At 69.8% G+C, this 15,165-nt stretch carries 11 protein-coding genes and 1 pseudogene; 8 read left to right on the plus strand and 4 right to left on the minus strand.

Features of this window, described 5'->3' with window-relative positions; all coding sequences use genetic code 11:
- Positions 1–101: 101 nt before the first annotated feature.
- The 5 genes from ACT9AS_RS02480 to rodA all read left to right on the plus strand — a co-directional run bounded on the left by ACT9AS_RS02480 (position 102) and on the right by rodA (position 5,928).
- Positions 102–1,148 (plus strand): rod shape-determining protein MreB, encoded by a 1,047-nt coding sequence (locus ACT9AS_RS02480; RefSeq protein WP_445098535.1) that lies wholly within the window; start codon positions 102–104, stop codon positions 1,146–1,148.
- Positions 1,149–1,316: 168 nt separating this feature from the next.
- Complete coding sequence (gene mreC / locus ACT9AS_RS02485) at positions 1,317–2,342, plus strand: rod shape-determining protein MreC (RefSeq protein ID WP_445098536.1); 1,026 nt, start codon at positions 1,317–1,319, stop codon at positions 2,340–2,342.
- Positions 2,339–2,824 (plus strand): rod shape-determining protein MreD, encoded by a 486-nt coding sequence (mreD, locus tag ACT9AS_RS02490; RefSeq protein WP_445098537.1) that lies wholly within the window; start codon positions 2,339–2,341, stop codon positions 2,822–2,824. Before mreC ends, mreD begins: the two co-directional genes overlap by 4 nt.
- Positions 2,825–4,819: a penicillin-binding protein 2 gene (gene mrdA, locus ACT9AS_RS02495; RefSeq protein ID WP_445098538.1), complete on the plus strand. Its 1,995-nt coding sequence runs from the start codon at positions 2,825–2,827 to the stop codon at positions 4,817–4,819.
- Entirely contained in the window at positions 4,816–5,928 is a 1,113-nt protein-coding gene (rodA, locus tag ACT9AS_RS02500; RefSeq protein WP_445098539.1) for a rod shape-determining protein RodA, read from the plus strand. The genes mrdA and rodA overlap by 4 nt, the downstream gene beginning before the upstream one ends.
- A gap of 124 nt (positions 5,929–6,052) precedes the next feature.
- Here rodA and ACT9AS_RS02505 read toward each other — a convergent pair whose 3' ends face one another.
- The 4 genes and pseudogenes from ACT9AS_RS02505 to ACT9AS_RS02520 all read right to left on the minus strand — a co-directional run bounded on the left by ACT9AS_RS02505 (position 6,053) and on the right by ACT9AS_RS02520 (position 11,240).
- A complete protein-coding gene (locus tag ACT9AS_RS02505) occupies positions 6,053–7,417 on the minus strand; it encodes a hypothetical protein (protein WP_445098540.1) in 1,365 nt (454 codons plus the stop codon).
- A 59-nt stretch (positions 7,418–7,476) separates the two neighbouring features.
- Positions 7,477–9,330: a GMC oxidoreductase gene (locus ACT9AS_RS02510; RefSeq protein WP_445098541.1), complete on the minus strand. Its 1,854-nt coding sequence runs from the start codon at positions 9,328–9,330 to the stop codon at positions 7,477–7,479.
- Positions 9,327–9,803: pseudogene (locus ACT9AS_RS02515) on the minus strand (hypothetical protein); the annotation flags it as partial. The gene ACT9AS_RS02510 and the pseudogene ACT9AS_RS02515, both read right to left, overlap by 4 nt.
- Before the next feature lie 33 nt (positions 9,804–9,836).
- Positions 9,837–11,240 carry a hypothetical protein gene (locus ACT9AS_RS02520; RefSeq protein ID WP_445098542.1) on the minus strand — a complete coding sequence of 468 codons (1,404 nt, stop codon included), beginning with the start codon at positions 11,238–11,240 and terminating at the stop codon, positions 9,837–9,839.
- A 378-nt stretch (positions 11,241–11,618) separates the two neighbouring features.
- On the opposite strand from ACT9AS_RS02520, the gene mltB reads away from it, so the two are divergent.
- The 3 genes from mltB (at position 11,619) to ACT9AS_RS02535 (ending at position 15,149) form a co-directional block, all read left to right on the plus strand.
- Positions 11,619–12,746 carry a lytic murein transglycosylase B gene (mltB, locus tag ACT9AS_RS02525; RefSeq protein WP_445098543.1) on the plus strand — a complete coding sequence of 376 codons (1,128 nt, stop codon included), beginning with the start codon at positions 11,619–11,621 and terminating at the stop codon, positions 12,744–12,746.
- A complete protein-coding gene (locus ACT9AS_RS02530; RefSeq protein WP_445098544.1) occupies positions 12,743–13,855 on the plus strand; it encodes a septal ring lytic transglycosylase RlpA family protein in 1,113 nt (370 codons plus the stop codon). Before mltB ends, ACT9AS_RS02530 begins: the two co-directional genes overlap by 4 nt.
- Before the next feature lie 79 nt (positions 13,856–13,934).
- Positions 13,935–15,149 carry a serine hydrolase gene (locus tag ACT9AS_RS02535; RefSeq protein WP_445098545.1) on the plus strand — a complete coding sequence of 405 codons (1,215 nt, stop codon included), beginning with the start codon at positions 13,935–13,937 and terminating at the stop codon, positions 15,147–15,149.
- The last annotated feature ends 16 nt before the right edge of the window (positions 15,150–15,165 follow it).

Here is a 15,165-nt window from a genome sequence, read left to right on the forward strand (position 1 = left end):
CGAAAAGGCCCGCAACCACGGCTTTCCGCCTTGCCCGGGGGTGGGGCGGTTGCTACGCTAGCCGATCGCTCCCGGCACCTCACTAGACGGCCCATTCGACGATGTTCAAGAAGTTTCGCGGCATGTTCTCCAACGACCTGTCCATCGACCTGGGCACGGCAAACACGCTGATCTACGTGCGCGGGCAAGGCATCGTCCTCAATGAGCCATCGGTGGTCGCGGTGCGCCAGGACCGGATCATCGGCGGCAACCGCTCGGTCGCCGCGGTCGGCACCGAGGCCAAGCAGATGCTCGGCCGCACCCCCGGCCACATCACCACGATCCGGCCGATGAAGGACGGCGTCATCGCCGACTTCACCTACACCGAGGAGATGCTCAAGCACTTCATCCGCAAGGTGCACAAGTCGCGCTTCCTGCGGCCGAGCCCGCGGGTGCTGGTGTGCGTGCCCTGCGGCTCGACCCAGGTCGAGCGCCGCGCGATCAAGGAATCGGCCGAGGAGGCCGGCGCGCGCGAGGTGTACCTGATCGAGGAGCCGATGGCCGCGGCGATCGGCGCCGGCATGCCGGTGACCGAGGCGCGCGGCTCGATGGTGGTCGACATCGGCGGCGGCACCACCGAGGTCGCGGTGATCGCGCTCAACGGCATCGTCTATTCGGCCAGCGTGCGGATCGGCGGCGACCGCTTCGACGAGTCGATCATCGGCTACGTGCGCCGCACCTACGGCACCCTGATCGGCGAGGCCACGGCCGAGCGGATCAAGCACGAGATCGGTTGCGCCTACCCGCAGGACGAGCAGCGTTCGATCGAGATCTCCGGCCGCAACCTCGCCGAGGGCGTGCCGAAGATGATCACCCTGCATTCCAATGAAGTGCTCGACGCGCTGCGCGAGCCGTTGGCGGGGATCGTCACCGCGATCCGGCTGGCGCTGGAGCAGACCCCGCCGGAGCTGTGCGCCGACGTCGCCGAGCGCGGCATCGTGCTGACCGGCGGTGGCGCATTGCTGTGCGACTTGGACCGCCTGATCAGCGAGGAGACCGGGCTGCACGTGCAGGTCGCCGACGACCCGCTGACCTGCGTCGCCCGTGGTGGTGGCCGTGCGCTGGAACTGGTCGACATGCACGGCAATGAATTCTTCGCGCCGGAGTGACCGGCTGTCGGGGATCGGCCATCCATGGCCGACCCCGACGCCCCGGACAGGAAGCGTGGTTCCTGCCCGGGGCCGCAATCGGCCTGTGGCCGCCTGCGTTGGCCCATCCATGGGCCAATAACCCCGCTTCGATGACTCCTTCAAGCCGCCAACGACTGACCTGCTGACGTGCCTTCCTACGCCGGTCCCACCACGCCCAACCGAGGCGGCGATGTCGCCGGGACCCTGCGCCTGCTGGCCTACCTGGTCCTGGCGGTGGTGCTGATCGTGCTCGACCACCGCGGCGGCTGGCTCAACCAGGCCCGCCAGCAGGCTTCGCTGGTGGTGCAGCCGCTGTGGATGATCGCCGGCTGGCCGGGTCGGATCGCCAAGACGCTGTACGACGATGCCGGCACCCTCAGCCAGTTGACCGAGGAGAACGAGCGCCTGCGCAACGACCTGCTGGTCAACAGCGCCCGCATCGCCCGCCTGCAGACCCTCGACGCCGACAACGCCCGCCTGCGCGCGCTGCTCGGCGCCGCCCGCCGCGGCAACCTCGACGTGCAGCTGGCGCCGATCCTCGATGTCGACCTCGACCCGACCCGCCAGCGGCTGGTGCTCGACGCCGGCGCCAACGATGGCGTGCGGGTCGGCCAGAGCGTGATCGATGCCGGCGGCGTGGTCGGCCAGGTCACCCAGGTCACGCCGATGCACGCCACCGTGCTGCTGCTGACCGATCCGTCGCACGCGGTGCCGGTCGCGGTCGCGCGCAGCGGCGTACGGCTGGTGGCCTACGGCGACGGCCGCAGCGACGTGCTGCGGTTGCCGAGCATCCCGTTGTCCAGCGACATCCTGGTCGGCGACCGGATCGTCACCTCGGGCCTGGGCGGGCGTTTCCCGGCCGGCTTCCCGGTCGGCACCATCATCTCGCTGCAGCCCGACGACAGCCGCGCGTTCCTGATGGGCGAGGTGCGCCCGGCCGCGCAACTCGACCGCGGCCGCGACGTGCTGCTGCTGCGCACGCTGCCGGCGCGGCCGCCGGTCGGCAATCCCGAGGCCGTGCCGGTCGATGATCCCGCGGACGCGGCGGCCGGCGACGTGCCGGCGGAACCCGCATCGGCGACCCCGACGCCGGCGACTCCCGCACCTGCCGGGACCGTGCCCGAGCAAACGGATCCGGCATCCGCCAGCCCGTCGGCGGGAGGCACGCGATGAGTCGTCCGCGTCCGTCGTGGTTGATGCCGCTCAGCGTGATCGGCGCGCTGATACTCGGCCTGTTGCCGCTGCCGCCGGAACTGCAGTCGCTGCGGCCGTACTGGCTGGCGCTGGTGGTGGCGTACTGGGTGATCGAGGACCCCGACCGCCTCGGGCTGGGATTCGCCTTCATCGTCGGCGTGGTCGCCGACCTCACGTACGGCAGCCTGCTCGGCGAGCAGGCGCTGCGGCTGGTGGTGATGGCCTTCATCCTGCAGCGCTTCCGCGCGCGCCTGCGGTTCTTCCCGCTGCTGCAGCAGTCGCTCGCGATCGGCGGCCTGCTGCTGAACGACCGCATCGTGGTGGTCGCGATCCACGTTGCCCTGGGCATCCCGTCGCTGCCGCCGCTGGCGTGGCTGGCGCCGCTGATCGGGATGCTGCTGTGGGTGCCGGTGTTCCTGTTGCTGGACGCGCTGCGCCTGGGCCACTGGCGGAGGCGCTGAGTGGTCCGCCGCCCGCGCCGCCTGCTGAAGAACACCGCCGCCGAAGCCGACCAGTTCCGCCGACGCGCGCTGCTGGCATTTGCCGGCGTGGTGCTGGCGCTGGGGGGCCTGTCGCTGTGGTATTTCCGGCTGCAGGTCTGGCAGTACGACGACTATGCGCTGCGTTCGGAGCAGAACCGGATCAAGCTGCGCCCGGTGGTGCCCGGGCGCGGGCTGATCTACGACCGCAAGGGCCGGATCCTGGCCGACAACGTGCCGGCGTTCCGGCTCGAGGTGACTCCGAACGAGGCCGGCGACCCCCGCGACTGGTTGCCCTCGCTGGGCAAGCTGGTCGAGCTGTCGCCCGACGAGGTCGCCGAGTTCCAGGAAACCCGCAAGGTCAGCCGCGGCTTCAAGCCGATCCCGCTGAAGATGCGGCTGACCCCCGACGAGGTCGCGCGGTTCGCGGTCGACCGCTGGCGCTACCCCGGGGTCGAAGTGGTGTCGTACCTCAACCGCCGCTACCTGTACGGGCCGTTGCTGGCGCACGAGATCGGTTACGTCGGCCGGGTCGACGCCGATGACGTCGAGAAGATGGGCGAGGACATCGCCAATTTCAGCCACACCGGCAAGACCGGGCTGGAGCGTTCCTACGAGGACGTACTGCGCGGCCGGATCGGTTTCGAGCGGGTCGAGACCAATGTCGACGGGCGGCCGCTGGGCGTGGTCGGGCGGGTGCCGGCGACCCCGGGGGTGGACCTGCGGCTGTCGATCGACCTCGACCTGCAGCGTGCGCTGGTGGCCGCGTTCGGCGACGCCGACGGTTCGGCGGTCGCGATCGATCCGAAGACCGGGCAGGTGCTGGCGATGGTCAGCAAACCGTCGTACGACGCCAACCTGTTCGTCAACGGCATCTCGCACAAGGACTACGACGCGCTGCTGAATGATCCGTCGCGGCCGCTGTACAACCGCAACGTGCTCGGCGGCGGCCCGCCGGGCTCCACCGTCAAGCCGCTGGTCGCGCTGGCCGGGCTCGACAGCGGCCTGCGCGAGGCCAGCGACAAGACCCTGTCGACCGGCGAGTTCTTCATCCCCGGGCAGCGCCGCGGCTATCGCGACTCGCACCGTGGCGGCCATGGCTGGGTGGACCTGCGCCAGTCGATCGCGCAGTCGGTCAACACCTACTACTACAAGCTCGCCCTGGACATGGGCATCGAGACGTTCGCGGAGTACATGCACCGCTACGGCTTCGGCGGGAAGACCGGGATCGACCTGCTCGGCGAGAACACCGGCGTGGTGCCGTCGCGCGACTACAAACGCTCGATCAGCACCGAGCCGTTCTACCCCGGCGAGACCGTGATCGCCGGCATCGGCCAGGGTTACTGGATCGCCACCGCGCTACAGCTGGTGCGCGCGACCGCGGCGGTTGCCAACCGTGGCGACATGCACGAGCTGCGGCTGGTGGAAGCCCGCCGCGACGGCTACCGCGAGCCGTGGCGCGAGTTGCCCGCCACCGCCAGCACCCTCATCAGCGACAACCCCGAGCACCTGCTCGCGGTGCACGAGGGCATGGTGATGACGGTCAACGGCCCGCGTGGCACCGCCCGCGCCGCGCTCGCCAGCGCGCCGTACACCATCGCCGGCAAGACCGGCACCGCGCAGCGCTCCAGCCGCAAGGGCAACATCAGCCACAACCCGCACTCGCTGCCGTACCACCTGCGGCATACCGCGCTGTTCGTCGGCTACGCGCCGGCCGAGGACCCGACGATCGCGGTCGCGGTGGTGGTCGAGCATGGCGGCTATGGCGGCAGCGCGGCGGCCCCGGTCGCGCGCGCCGCGTTCGACGCGTGGCTGCTGGGCAAGATGCCGGAAGGGATCGAGGACGTGGCCGTGACCGCGCTGCCGGCCGCGATGCAGCCCGGCGCGGCGACGCCGGCCGATGCGCCGGCCGAGGCCACGACCGATGCCACGACCGATGCCACGACCGATGCCACGACGCCGGAGCCGGGCCAATGAAGACCATCCTGCGCTGGCTGTTCGACCTGCTGACGCGCTTCATGCGCACGCTGGACCTGCCGCTGCTCGGCGCGCTGGCGGCGTTGATGGGGATCGGCCTGGCGGTGCTCTACAGCGCCGGTGGCCAGTCGATGTCGCTGGTGGTCGCCCAGGGCGCGCGTTTCGGCGTCGGCCTGGCCGCGATGTGGGGCCTGTCGCGGCTGCCGCCGAACCAGCTGCGCAACTGGAGTCCGCTGATCTACGGCCTCTCGCTGCTGCCGCTGCTCGCCGTGCTGTTCGTCGGCGAGGGCCGCCACGGCAACCACTGGATCAACCTGGGCGTGTTCTATTTCCAGCCGTCGGAACTGCTCAAGCTGAGCCTGCCGATGATGGCGGCCTGGTACCTCAACCGGCAGGCGCTGCCGCCGCGGTTCATGAACGTGCTGGCCGCGGCGGCGCTGATCGCGGTGCCGACCGGGTTGATCCTGCTGCAGCCGGATTTCGGCACGGCGATGCTGGTCGGCATCAGCGGCGCGTTCGTGCTGTACCTGGCCGGACTGTCGTGGTGGTGGTTCGGCGCCGCGTTCGCCGGCGTGGCCGCGGCCGCGCCCGCGGCGTGGTTCTGGATGCTGCGCGACTACCAGAAGGACCGCATCCTGACCTTCCTCGACCCCGAGTCCGACCCGCTCGGCGCCGGCTGGAACATCATCCAGTCCAAGATCGCGATCGGCGGCGGCGGCCTGACCGGCAAGGGCTGGGGCGAGGGCACCCAGGCCCACCTCAACTACATCCCCGAACACACCACCGATTTCATCTTCGCCGTGCTCAGCGAGGAGTTCGGCTGGATCGGCGTGGCGGCGACGCTGGCGTTGTACCTGTTCGTGGTCGGCCGCTGCCTGTGGATCGCGGCCTCCGCTCGCGACGGCTATTCGCGGCTGGTCGCCGGCGCGCTGGGGCTGGCGTTCTGCGTCTACGTGGTGGTCAACGGCGGCATGATCGCCGGCCTGCTGCCGGTGGTCGGCGTGCCGATGCCGCTGCTGAGCTACGGCGGGACCTCGGCGGTGTCGTTGCTGGCCGGCCTCGGCGTGGTGATGGCGGTGCGCGCGCACCGGCCGGTGCACGGGCATTGAGCGTGAAACGGAACCGGGACGAAGCTCAAGGCAGGCCCGGTTCCCCCCCCCGGTTCCGTGTCGCTTCCCGGTGGTCGCGACAGACGCCGGCGAGGAAGAGCGCGCCGGCTGGACCGGATGGTTCCTACTTCGCCTTGCCGTTCGCCGTGGTCGCCTCGGGCAGCAGGAACCGTTCGGCGATGTGGCTGACCGTCAACGGCGTCTCCGGCGTATAGCCATGGCAACCGAAGCAGTTGGGGATGGCCGACGTCGGGCCTTGCTCATAGGTCTCCATGGTCATGTTGGTCAGCTCCAGCGAACCGCGCTGCGGGCTGTCCGGATCGCCCGGGCCGCCTGCGCTGGGCACCGGTGAATTGCCGGATGCGGCGCCGTTCTTGGTCCACAACCCGCCGATCATTTCGTAGTTGGCCCACACCGCCATCGGGTCGTCCGCGGGCAGGGTGGTGAGCATGCCGTCGGGGCCGACCAGCGCCGCGTTCAACTGCTGGATCGCGGCGAGGTTGGCGGCGTTGTCGTTGCCGTTGACCGCGGTGCCGGGCTGGTTGCCGTTGGCGAACAGCCGGCAGATGTTGTCGGCCGGGCCGGTCGGCGGGGTCGGGTTCGGCACGTTCTGCGGCGGTGCGTTGAAATCGTACGAGGCGCATGCCGGGCTGATGCTGCCGCCGCCCGGTTGCGGGTTCGCCGCAAGGCAGGCGGCCGCGGCATCGCTGGCCAGCGACCAGCCCGAGCCGGCGTCGGAGCCGTCGCACAGCGGCGCGTTGGCCTTGTGCTCGAAGCTGGCCCAGATGAACTCCGGATGCCGCGACGTCCAGTTCACCAGGTGGAAGCCGACCAGGCCGAGGGTGACCGGTGCGTCGCCCGACGGCAGCGTCGCCTGCATCGTGAAATAGCCCGGATCGGCAGCGGGCAATACCCGCCACGCCGTCTTGATCTCCATCGTGCCGGCGACGAAGCCGGTGCTGGTGGCCTGGCACTCTTCCGGCGAGTACCACATGTTGTAGTAGAGGACGTTGCCGGACTGGTCGTAGAGCGGATTGCCGTCGGCCTGGTCGGTTTCGAAGTCGACCGGCTTGGGGTCGCGCAGGTCGAGCAGCCGGGCGGCGACGGCGCGGCCGGTGAGCGCGGGACCGGTGCACTGGTCGGGGCCGCCCGCGGGATCGACCACCCGGTTGGTTTCGAATACGCGATCGCCCGCGGGGTTGTACGGGTCGGCCGGCGATACCTGGGCGAGGAACCACTGCCAGGAGAACTGGTAGAAATCGCAGAACGTCTCGCTGGATGCGACCTCGGACGGTTCGGTCGGGTCGGTGATCCACGACCTGCTGGCCTGGCAGATCGCGGAGGTGGCGGGCGGCACGTCGGTGCTGGCCGGGGCCGCCGCAGCGGCTGGTTGGATTTCGTCCTGCGGCACCGCTTCGGAACTGGAGCAGCCGGCGATGAGCACCAGCACGGTGGCATGGATCGCGTGGGACAACGGACGGGGTGTCATTGGGGTTCTCCTCGGTGGGAACGACGAGTGATCTCGCATGCAGTCGGGGACCGGGCGCATCAGTCCAGGTCCTTCAGCAACGTGTCGGCCGCGCGCAGCGCGAGGGCCGACAGGGTCAGGGTCGGGTTGCCGGTGGCGATCGTCGGGAACACGCCGCTGCCGACCAGGAACAGGTTGGGGTGGTCCCAGGCGCGCTGGTCGGCGTTGACCACCGAGGTGGTCGGGTCGTCGCCCATGCGGTAGGTGCCGACGATGTGGCCGGAGCCGAAGAACTTGAGCCGCTCGGTCCGGCCGTCGATCTCGACCTCGAACGAGTTGGGCGCGTCCGCCGCCGGCGGCAGGGTGAACTGCTTGGCGCCCATCAGCTTGAACAGGCCGTCGGCGGTCTGTTTGGCGGCGACCATGCCGGCCCTGGTGTAGTCCGACAGGTTGTAGTCGATCTGCGGGCGCGGCAGGCCGAGGTGGTCGGTCTGCGTCGTCGACAGGGTGACCCGGTTGCTGTCCTCGGGCGACTGCTCGACCAGGAAGCCGAAGCGGAACTGCCGCGACAGCGCGCTGTTCATCGCCTTGACCAGTTCCGGCCCCCACAGCGCGGCGTTGCCCGGGTTGAGCTGGCTGCCATTCATGCCGTTGATGAAGTCCAGCGTCGTGGTCCACGGGTCACCGATCGGGAAGTTCCAGCCCTCGTTGCCGATCTCGATACGGAACGCGGCGCGGTCGCGGCGGAACGCGCCGTCGCGGGTGCTTTCGATGCCGGCGGTCGACAGCGGCCCGCGGTAGCCGTGGACCGGCTCCGGCGCGAGCCCCCAGGCCAGGTACAGCGGATGGTCCATGAGGTTGCGGCCGACCTGGCCGCTGCTGTTGGCGACGCCGGCCGGGGTGCGCCCGCCATTGGTCGACATCAGCAGCAGGCGCGGGGTCTCGATGGCATGGCCGGCGATCACGTAGCGCCGCGCGGTCACCGAGCCCTTGTTGGTCACCGGGCCGTGGTTGTCCTGGTACTGCACGTAGTCGATGCCGCCGACCTCGCCGTACTCGTTGACCGCGACGTTGACGGCGACGGTCTGCGGCCACAGGGTCACGTTGCGCTCGCCGTTGGCGTCGACCGTGTTGAGCGCGGCGTTGAGCGTCACGCTGGGGTCGTACTTGGCCTGGATCGGGCAGATCGGGATGCAGTTGGTGTTGCCGGCGCAGGCGCGGCGCCCCTGGTACGGCTCGGAGTTGCGCGCCGCCGGGGTTTCGGTGACGACCAGCGGCATGCCCAGCAGCTGCTGGCCGGTCACGCCCTTGGCCACGGCCTGGTCGACCTGCGACAGCGGGATCGACTTCATCGGGTACTGGTAGCCCGGCGGGAAGCTGATCCCGAGGTAGGCCTGGTTGGCGACGTCGGCGGAGATGCCGATCTCGGCTTCGGCCTTGCCGTACCACGGCTCCAGGTCGTTGTAGCCGATCGGCCAGTCGACCAGCACGCCGTACTCGCTCTTCATGCGGAAGTCGTTGGGGGTGAAGCGCAGGCTGGTGCCGAGCCAGTGCCGGCCGGTGCCGCCGGCGGTGCGCTCGTAGGTGCTGCTGAACGCCAGCGGGCCGTTCTGGATCAGGTAGGCCTGGCTGGGGTCCTGCCAGTTGGAGGCGTCGAGGGTCATGGTGACCGCGCGGCCGACGTTCTGCTTGCCGGGGTTGCTGAGGGTCAGGCTGCCGTCGGGATCGAACACGTTCGGCGTGTACGGGATTTCCGGCACCTTGGCGACGGCGGTGTAGAAACGCTCCATGTAGTCGTTGATGTTGGTCGGGATGCCGGCGCCGGCTTCGAGGATCAGCACTTTCTTGCCGGCCTCGCCGAGCTGTTTGGCGATCAGCGCGCCGGAGACGCCGGCGCCGACGATGATGACGTCGTAATCGGGAACGGTGCTCATGCGCTGGGCCCTCCGACGTAATCGGCCAGGCTCGGCGGGTCGCCGGCCCAGTAGCCGAAGCGCAGGTCGCTGTAACCCATCGGGTGGGCCTGGGCGACGTTCCATGCCCAGCCGTGGGTATAGGCCTTGGAGGAGATCACCCGTGCCGGCGGCATCGGCTGCTTCAGCCCGGCCGGGTCGTACCAGCTGCCCAGGTACCAGGCCAGCATGATCGCGCGGGCGAGGTAGCGGATGTCGTCGCCGGACTGGTTGAGGACGATGTCGGCGACGGTCGCCGGCGGCTGGCTGGCGTTGGCGTCGAAGATCGCGAGCAGTCTGTCGAAGGTGGCGCCACCTTCCTGTTGCGCGCAGTCGAAGTAGGTCTGCTTGATGTCGACGGGGTCGACGGCCGGCGCCAGCTTGTCGGCGGCGATGCCGGTCAGCAGGGCGGACAGTTTGACGAACGAACCCATGGCTGTGTTCATTTGGCTACGGTTCCTTGTGTGCGGTCTGGTCTGTCGCGTCGCTTACTGCGCGCGTTCGAGGATGTAGGTGAAGTCCGACGGCCGGCCGGTGGTGTCGACGGCGTTGCCGTGGCAGGCCATGCAGCTGGACGACGCCTGTGGCACTTCGCCCTGGCTGTAGGTCTCCAGCGTGGTGTTGGCGAGGAAGGTCGGCGCCGGCACGCCGTTGGGGTCGGTCGGGCTGGTGGCGTCGGCCGGCCACTGGGTGCTGATCAGCTCGTAGTGCTGCCAGACGGTGCCGTCGAGGATCTGCCGGAAGCTGTCGTTGAGCTTCACGGTTTCCGGCGTCAGCGGCACCACCCGCGTGACCTGGCTGGTGAAGCCGCCCGGGAACGGCTGCACGTCCGGGTTCCACGGCCGCGGCGGCGGCTCGTTGACGGTGCAGTCGCTGCAGGCCGGGTCGAAGAAGTTGTAGTGGGCATCGACCATCCCGGCGGTCAGCGCGTCGGCGTCGGGCACGTTGTCGACCTGTTCGAAGGTCGACCACAGCCATTGCGGTTCGGCGTCGGTCTTGTGCGCGGCGTGCCAGCCGACCAGGCCGAGGGTCACCGGTTCGCAGCTTTCCTCGACCCTGGGATTGGTCGAGAGCGGGTTGTAGGCCAGCGCATCGACGGTGTGGAAGCGGCTGGCGTCGTCACCGGCGCCCATGACCTTCCAGGCCACCTTGACCATGATCGCGCCGACCGTGCCGGTGCTGCCCGCCTGCACCGCGCCGGCGGGGAAGTCGATGTCGCCGGCGAACGCCTGCTGGCCGCTGCGGCTGTAGAGCCGGTTCTGCAGCAGGTATTCGAACATCGGCCGGTTGACCAGCAGCTCGTAGCGCACGTAGTTGCCGTTCTGGTCGATCAGCGGGCCGGTGTCGAACGGCTGGCCGGTCTCGCTGGCGACGGTCTTGTTGAGCGCCCAGCGGTTGACCACCCGCAGGTCTTCGGCGCCGGCGATGTCGCGGCATGCCGCCGGGATGGTGCGCGGCGCGTCCCAGCCATCCGGCGTCGCGCCGTCGGCGAGGATGAAGTCGGACACCTCCTTCCAGTCTTCCCACAGCGCCGGTGCGTCGCTGCCCGGCGCCGGTGCCTGACCCGGCGCCGGGGCGTTGAGCGCGATGAAAGTCAGCCACGAGTAGTAGTCGAATCCGTGCTGCAGGTTCTCCAGGTTGAACGGCGCCACCAGCGACGCCTCGCAGGGCAGGCCGCTGGTCAGCAGCGCGGGGGTGATCGCGGTGTTGGGCTTGGTGACGTTGCAGGTGTCGACCACGGGGTCGATCGGCACGGCGCCGGCTGGCGCGGCGGCCGTGGCCAGCTTTGCCGCCGGGGGCGGTGGGGATGTCGTCGTCGGCGCCGCGCAGGCGGCCAGCAACGCCGAGGCCAGCACGGTCAGGTGCAGGCGGCGGGGTGGGTTCTTGGTCATGACAAACACTCCTTGTGTCGATGGATGGCCGGTCGGTCAGGTCGACCGGGGCCGGTGCAACCACAACGGTCCCGCGCCGGGTGCCGGGGCAGGTGGTCGTGGAAGAGGGGGGCGCTCCGCGGGCGGAGGCGGCAGGCAGGCGGACGCGGCGGGTCGCAGGCGCGAGGCGCGTCGAGGCGTATCCGTGTTCGACATGTCCATGTCTCCGGGAGGCCGCAATGGCGCCCTGGTGTGCCGGCGCCCGTTCAGGGACGTTAACAGTTCCGCAACCGGTGATATCCCAACCAGTTCACGCAAAAGCAATGCAGCCTGACTCGCGGACGGGTGGTCGCGTCCACGCGGTTTTGACCCTTGCGGACAAGTGCTAACCTCGTCCAGATGACGATCCGACGCCTCGTAAGCCGCGCGCTGGTGTGCGCGCTCCCGCTCGCGCTGGTGGCCTGCGCAACGCAGACCCCGCCACCGCCGACCCCGCAACCGCAGCCCGAGGCGACCGAGCCGGTACCCGCGCCGACGCCACCGCCGGTATCGACCGCCGAGCCGATCGAGCAGGCCCGCGCCGAGTTCGTCCGCACCACCTCCGCGCGCTACGAAATCGAGCCCGCCACCATAGAGTCGGTGCTGGGCCAGGCCGAGATCCGCGACAGCATCATCAGCGCGATGACGCGCCCGGCCGAAGCCAAGCCGTGGAGCGCGTACCGGCCCATCTTCATCAGCCAGGCCCGGATCGACGCCGGCCGGGCCTTCCTCGCCGAGCACCGCGACGCGCTGGCGAAGGTCGAGGCCGACACCGGCGTGCCGGCGGAGATCATCGTCTCGATCATCGGGGTCGAGACCAGTTACGGCGGCAACATGGGTAGCTACCCGGTGGTCGACGCGCTGTACACGCTCGCGTTCGCCTACCCGCGCACCAACGAGCCCGACAAGATCGCCCGCGAGAACCAGCGCGAGGCGTTCTTCCGCGACGAGCTGGCGCAGTTGTTCGCGATGGGCAAGGAAAACGGTTTCGACATCACCACGCTCAAGGGCAGCTACGCCGGGGCGATGGGCTGGGGCCAGTTCATGCCTTCGAGCTACCGCGACTACGCGATCGACGGCGATGGCGATGGCAAGGTCGACCTGTTCGGCAACCTCGACGACGTGTTCGCCTCGGTCGCCAACTACTTCGTCGAGAAGGGCGGCTGGGTCCGCGGCGCCCCGGTGACCGTACGCGCGACCGCCAGCGACGATGCGCAGGATTTCCTGCCCGACAGCCTGGAGCCGCGCTACACGCTCGAGCAGCTGGCCGCGCGCGGCTTCCGCCCGGCGACCCCGGTCTCCGGTGTGGAGAAGGCAACCCTGGTCAACCTCGACGGCGTCGGCGGCAAGGAGTACTGGATCGGTTTCCAGAATTTCTATGCGATCACCCGCTACAACAATTCGCGGCATTACGCGATGGCGGTCTACCAGCTGGCCGAGGCGATCGACGGCCGCGATGTCCCCGCGGTGGACCAACCGGGCGCATGAATCGACGGCTGGCCGCACCACTGGTCTGCGGGCTGCTCCTGGGCCTCGCCGGGTGCGCCGGCTCCCCGCCCAGGTCGGCGCCCGCGCCCGGGGCCGACAACGCGAAGGCCGCAACCGGCGCCCGCAAGGTTTCGCCCTACGCGCCGGCGAAGGAAGACCCCTCCAAGCGCGGCAACTACACCGCCGGCGGCCTGTATGCGCCCGGTGTCGCCGATTCCGCGCCGGACGCCGAGATCGACGTCTCGCTGATCCCCGAGCCGGAGGTCGTCGCCGAGCCGCGCTCGCGCTACGGCAACCGTTCCACCTACAGCGTGCTGGGCAAGAAGTACCACGTGCTCGACGACGCCGAAGGCTATGTCGAAGAGGGGCTCGCGTCGTACTACGGGACCAAGTTCCATGGCCGCAAGACCTCCAACATGGAGGTCTACGACATGTACGCCTTCACCGCCGCGCACAAGACGCTGCCACTGCCGAGCTACGCCCGGGTCACCAACCTCGACAACGGCAAGACGGTGGTGGTCCGCGTCAACGACCGCGGGCCGTTCCACAAGGGCCGGATCATCGACCTGAGCTACGCCGCCGCGATCAAGCTCGGCATCACCCATGCCGGCACCGGCCGGGTCGAGGTGCGTGCGCTGCTGCCGGGCGAGAGCGATGCGGGCTACGCCGGTACGCGTGGCGACGACACGCCGGCGGCGCAGCCTGCCGCCGCCCCGGTCGCCGCCGCATCCGGCATGGACAAGCTGGTCGCCGCCCTGCCGGTATCCGCGGCCGGCGCCCTGCAGTTGCCGCCCGGCGTGCGCATCGCCACCGGAAAGCCCGCCGCGGTCGTGCGGAATCCGGCCCCGCCCACAGCTTCCGCACCGGTGCCTGCCATCGGCGATGTCACCCTCCAGGTCGCCAGCTTCACCGCGCGCGACAACGCCGACCGCGCGCTGGCGACGCTGCGCCAGGCCGGCATCGATGGCGCACAATTGCTGGATGCGACCTCCAACGGCCAGCAGGTCTGGCGCCTGCGGGTCGGTCCGCTGGACGCGGGCACCGCATCGACCCTGACCCACCGTATCGCCGGCCTCGGCTTCGGCGTGCCGCAGCGCGTGCGCGAATGAGCCGCTGTCCGAACCTTTTTCATCCCACCCTGACACCCTGACAGACGCCGGCCCCGCGCCGCCCCGGAGTAGTTGAACAATGAAATTCCCCGCTGTCCTTCGTGCGATCGGCCTGGCCGCGCTGGCCACCTTCACCGTCGGCCTCGCCACCGCGCAGGTCCCGGTGCCCAAGCCGGGCGCGCAGGCACCGGCCAGTGACGCGCTGCCGGTGCCGCCGCCGCCGGACACCGAGGCCGCCGCGTGGATCGTGATGGACGCCGCCAGCGGCAACGTGCTCGCCGGCGAGAACATCGACCAGCCGCTGGAGCCGGCCAGCATCACCAAGGTCATGACCAGCTACGTGATCGCCGCCGAGATGGCCGGCGGCAAGATCAGCGAGGACGACCCGGTGATGATGACCGAGCACGCCTGGCGCACCGGCGGCGCCGGCACCGACGGCAGCTACTCGGGCTTCGAGGTGAACAAGACCGCGCCGCTGGTGCAGATGGAGAAGGGCATGGTGGTGCAGTCCGGCAACGACGCCGCGATCGCCCTGGCCCAGCACGTCGCCGGCAGCGTCGATGCGTTCGCCGCGCTGATGAACCAGTACGCCACCCGCATCGGCATGAAGAACAGCCATTTCGTCAATCCGACCGGTCTGCCGGCCGAGGGCCACGTATCGACTGCCCGCGACCTCGCCCTGCTCGGCCGTGCGCTGATCCACAACTTCCCCAAGGCCTACTCCTACAACAAGATCAAGGAGTTCACGGTCGGCCCGATCACCCAGCCCAACCGCAACGTGCTGCTGTGGCGCGACAAGAGCGTCGACGGCATCAAGACCGGCCACACTTCCGGCGCCGGCTACTGCCTGATGGCCTCGGCCCAGCGCGGCGACCAGCGCCTGATCACGGTGGTGCTGGGCTCGGGCTCGGAGAAGCAGCGCGCCGACCAGAGCCAGGCCCTGCTCAACTGGGGCTTCCGCTTCTACGAGACCCACAAGCTGTACGACGCCGGCAAGGAGATCGCCGAGCAGAAAGTCTGGAAGGGCGCGGCCGACCTGGTCCGGCTCGGGGTTGCCGAGCCGCTGCTGGTCACCGTGCCGCGCGGTCGCTACGACCAGCTGAAGCCGATGATGGACGTGCCGAAGAACCTCGTCGCGCCGATCACCAAGGGCCAGGAGATCGGCATGGTCAAGGTCATGCTCGACGACAAGGTGGTCGCCCAGCGGCCGCTGGTGGCGCTCGATGCGGTCGAGGAGGGCGGCTTCTTCAAGCGCCTGTGGGACGAGTTCTGGATGTGGTGGGAGTCGGTCTGACCGGCCCGGGCTGACG

The sequence above is a fragment of the Lysobacter sp. F60174L2 genome, from assembly GCF_052547135.1.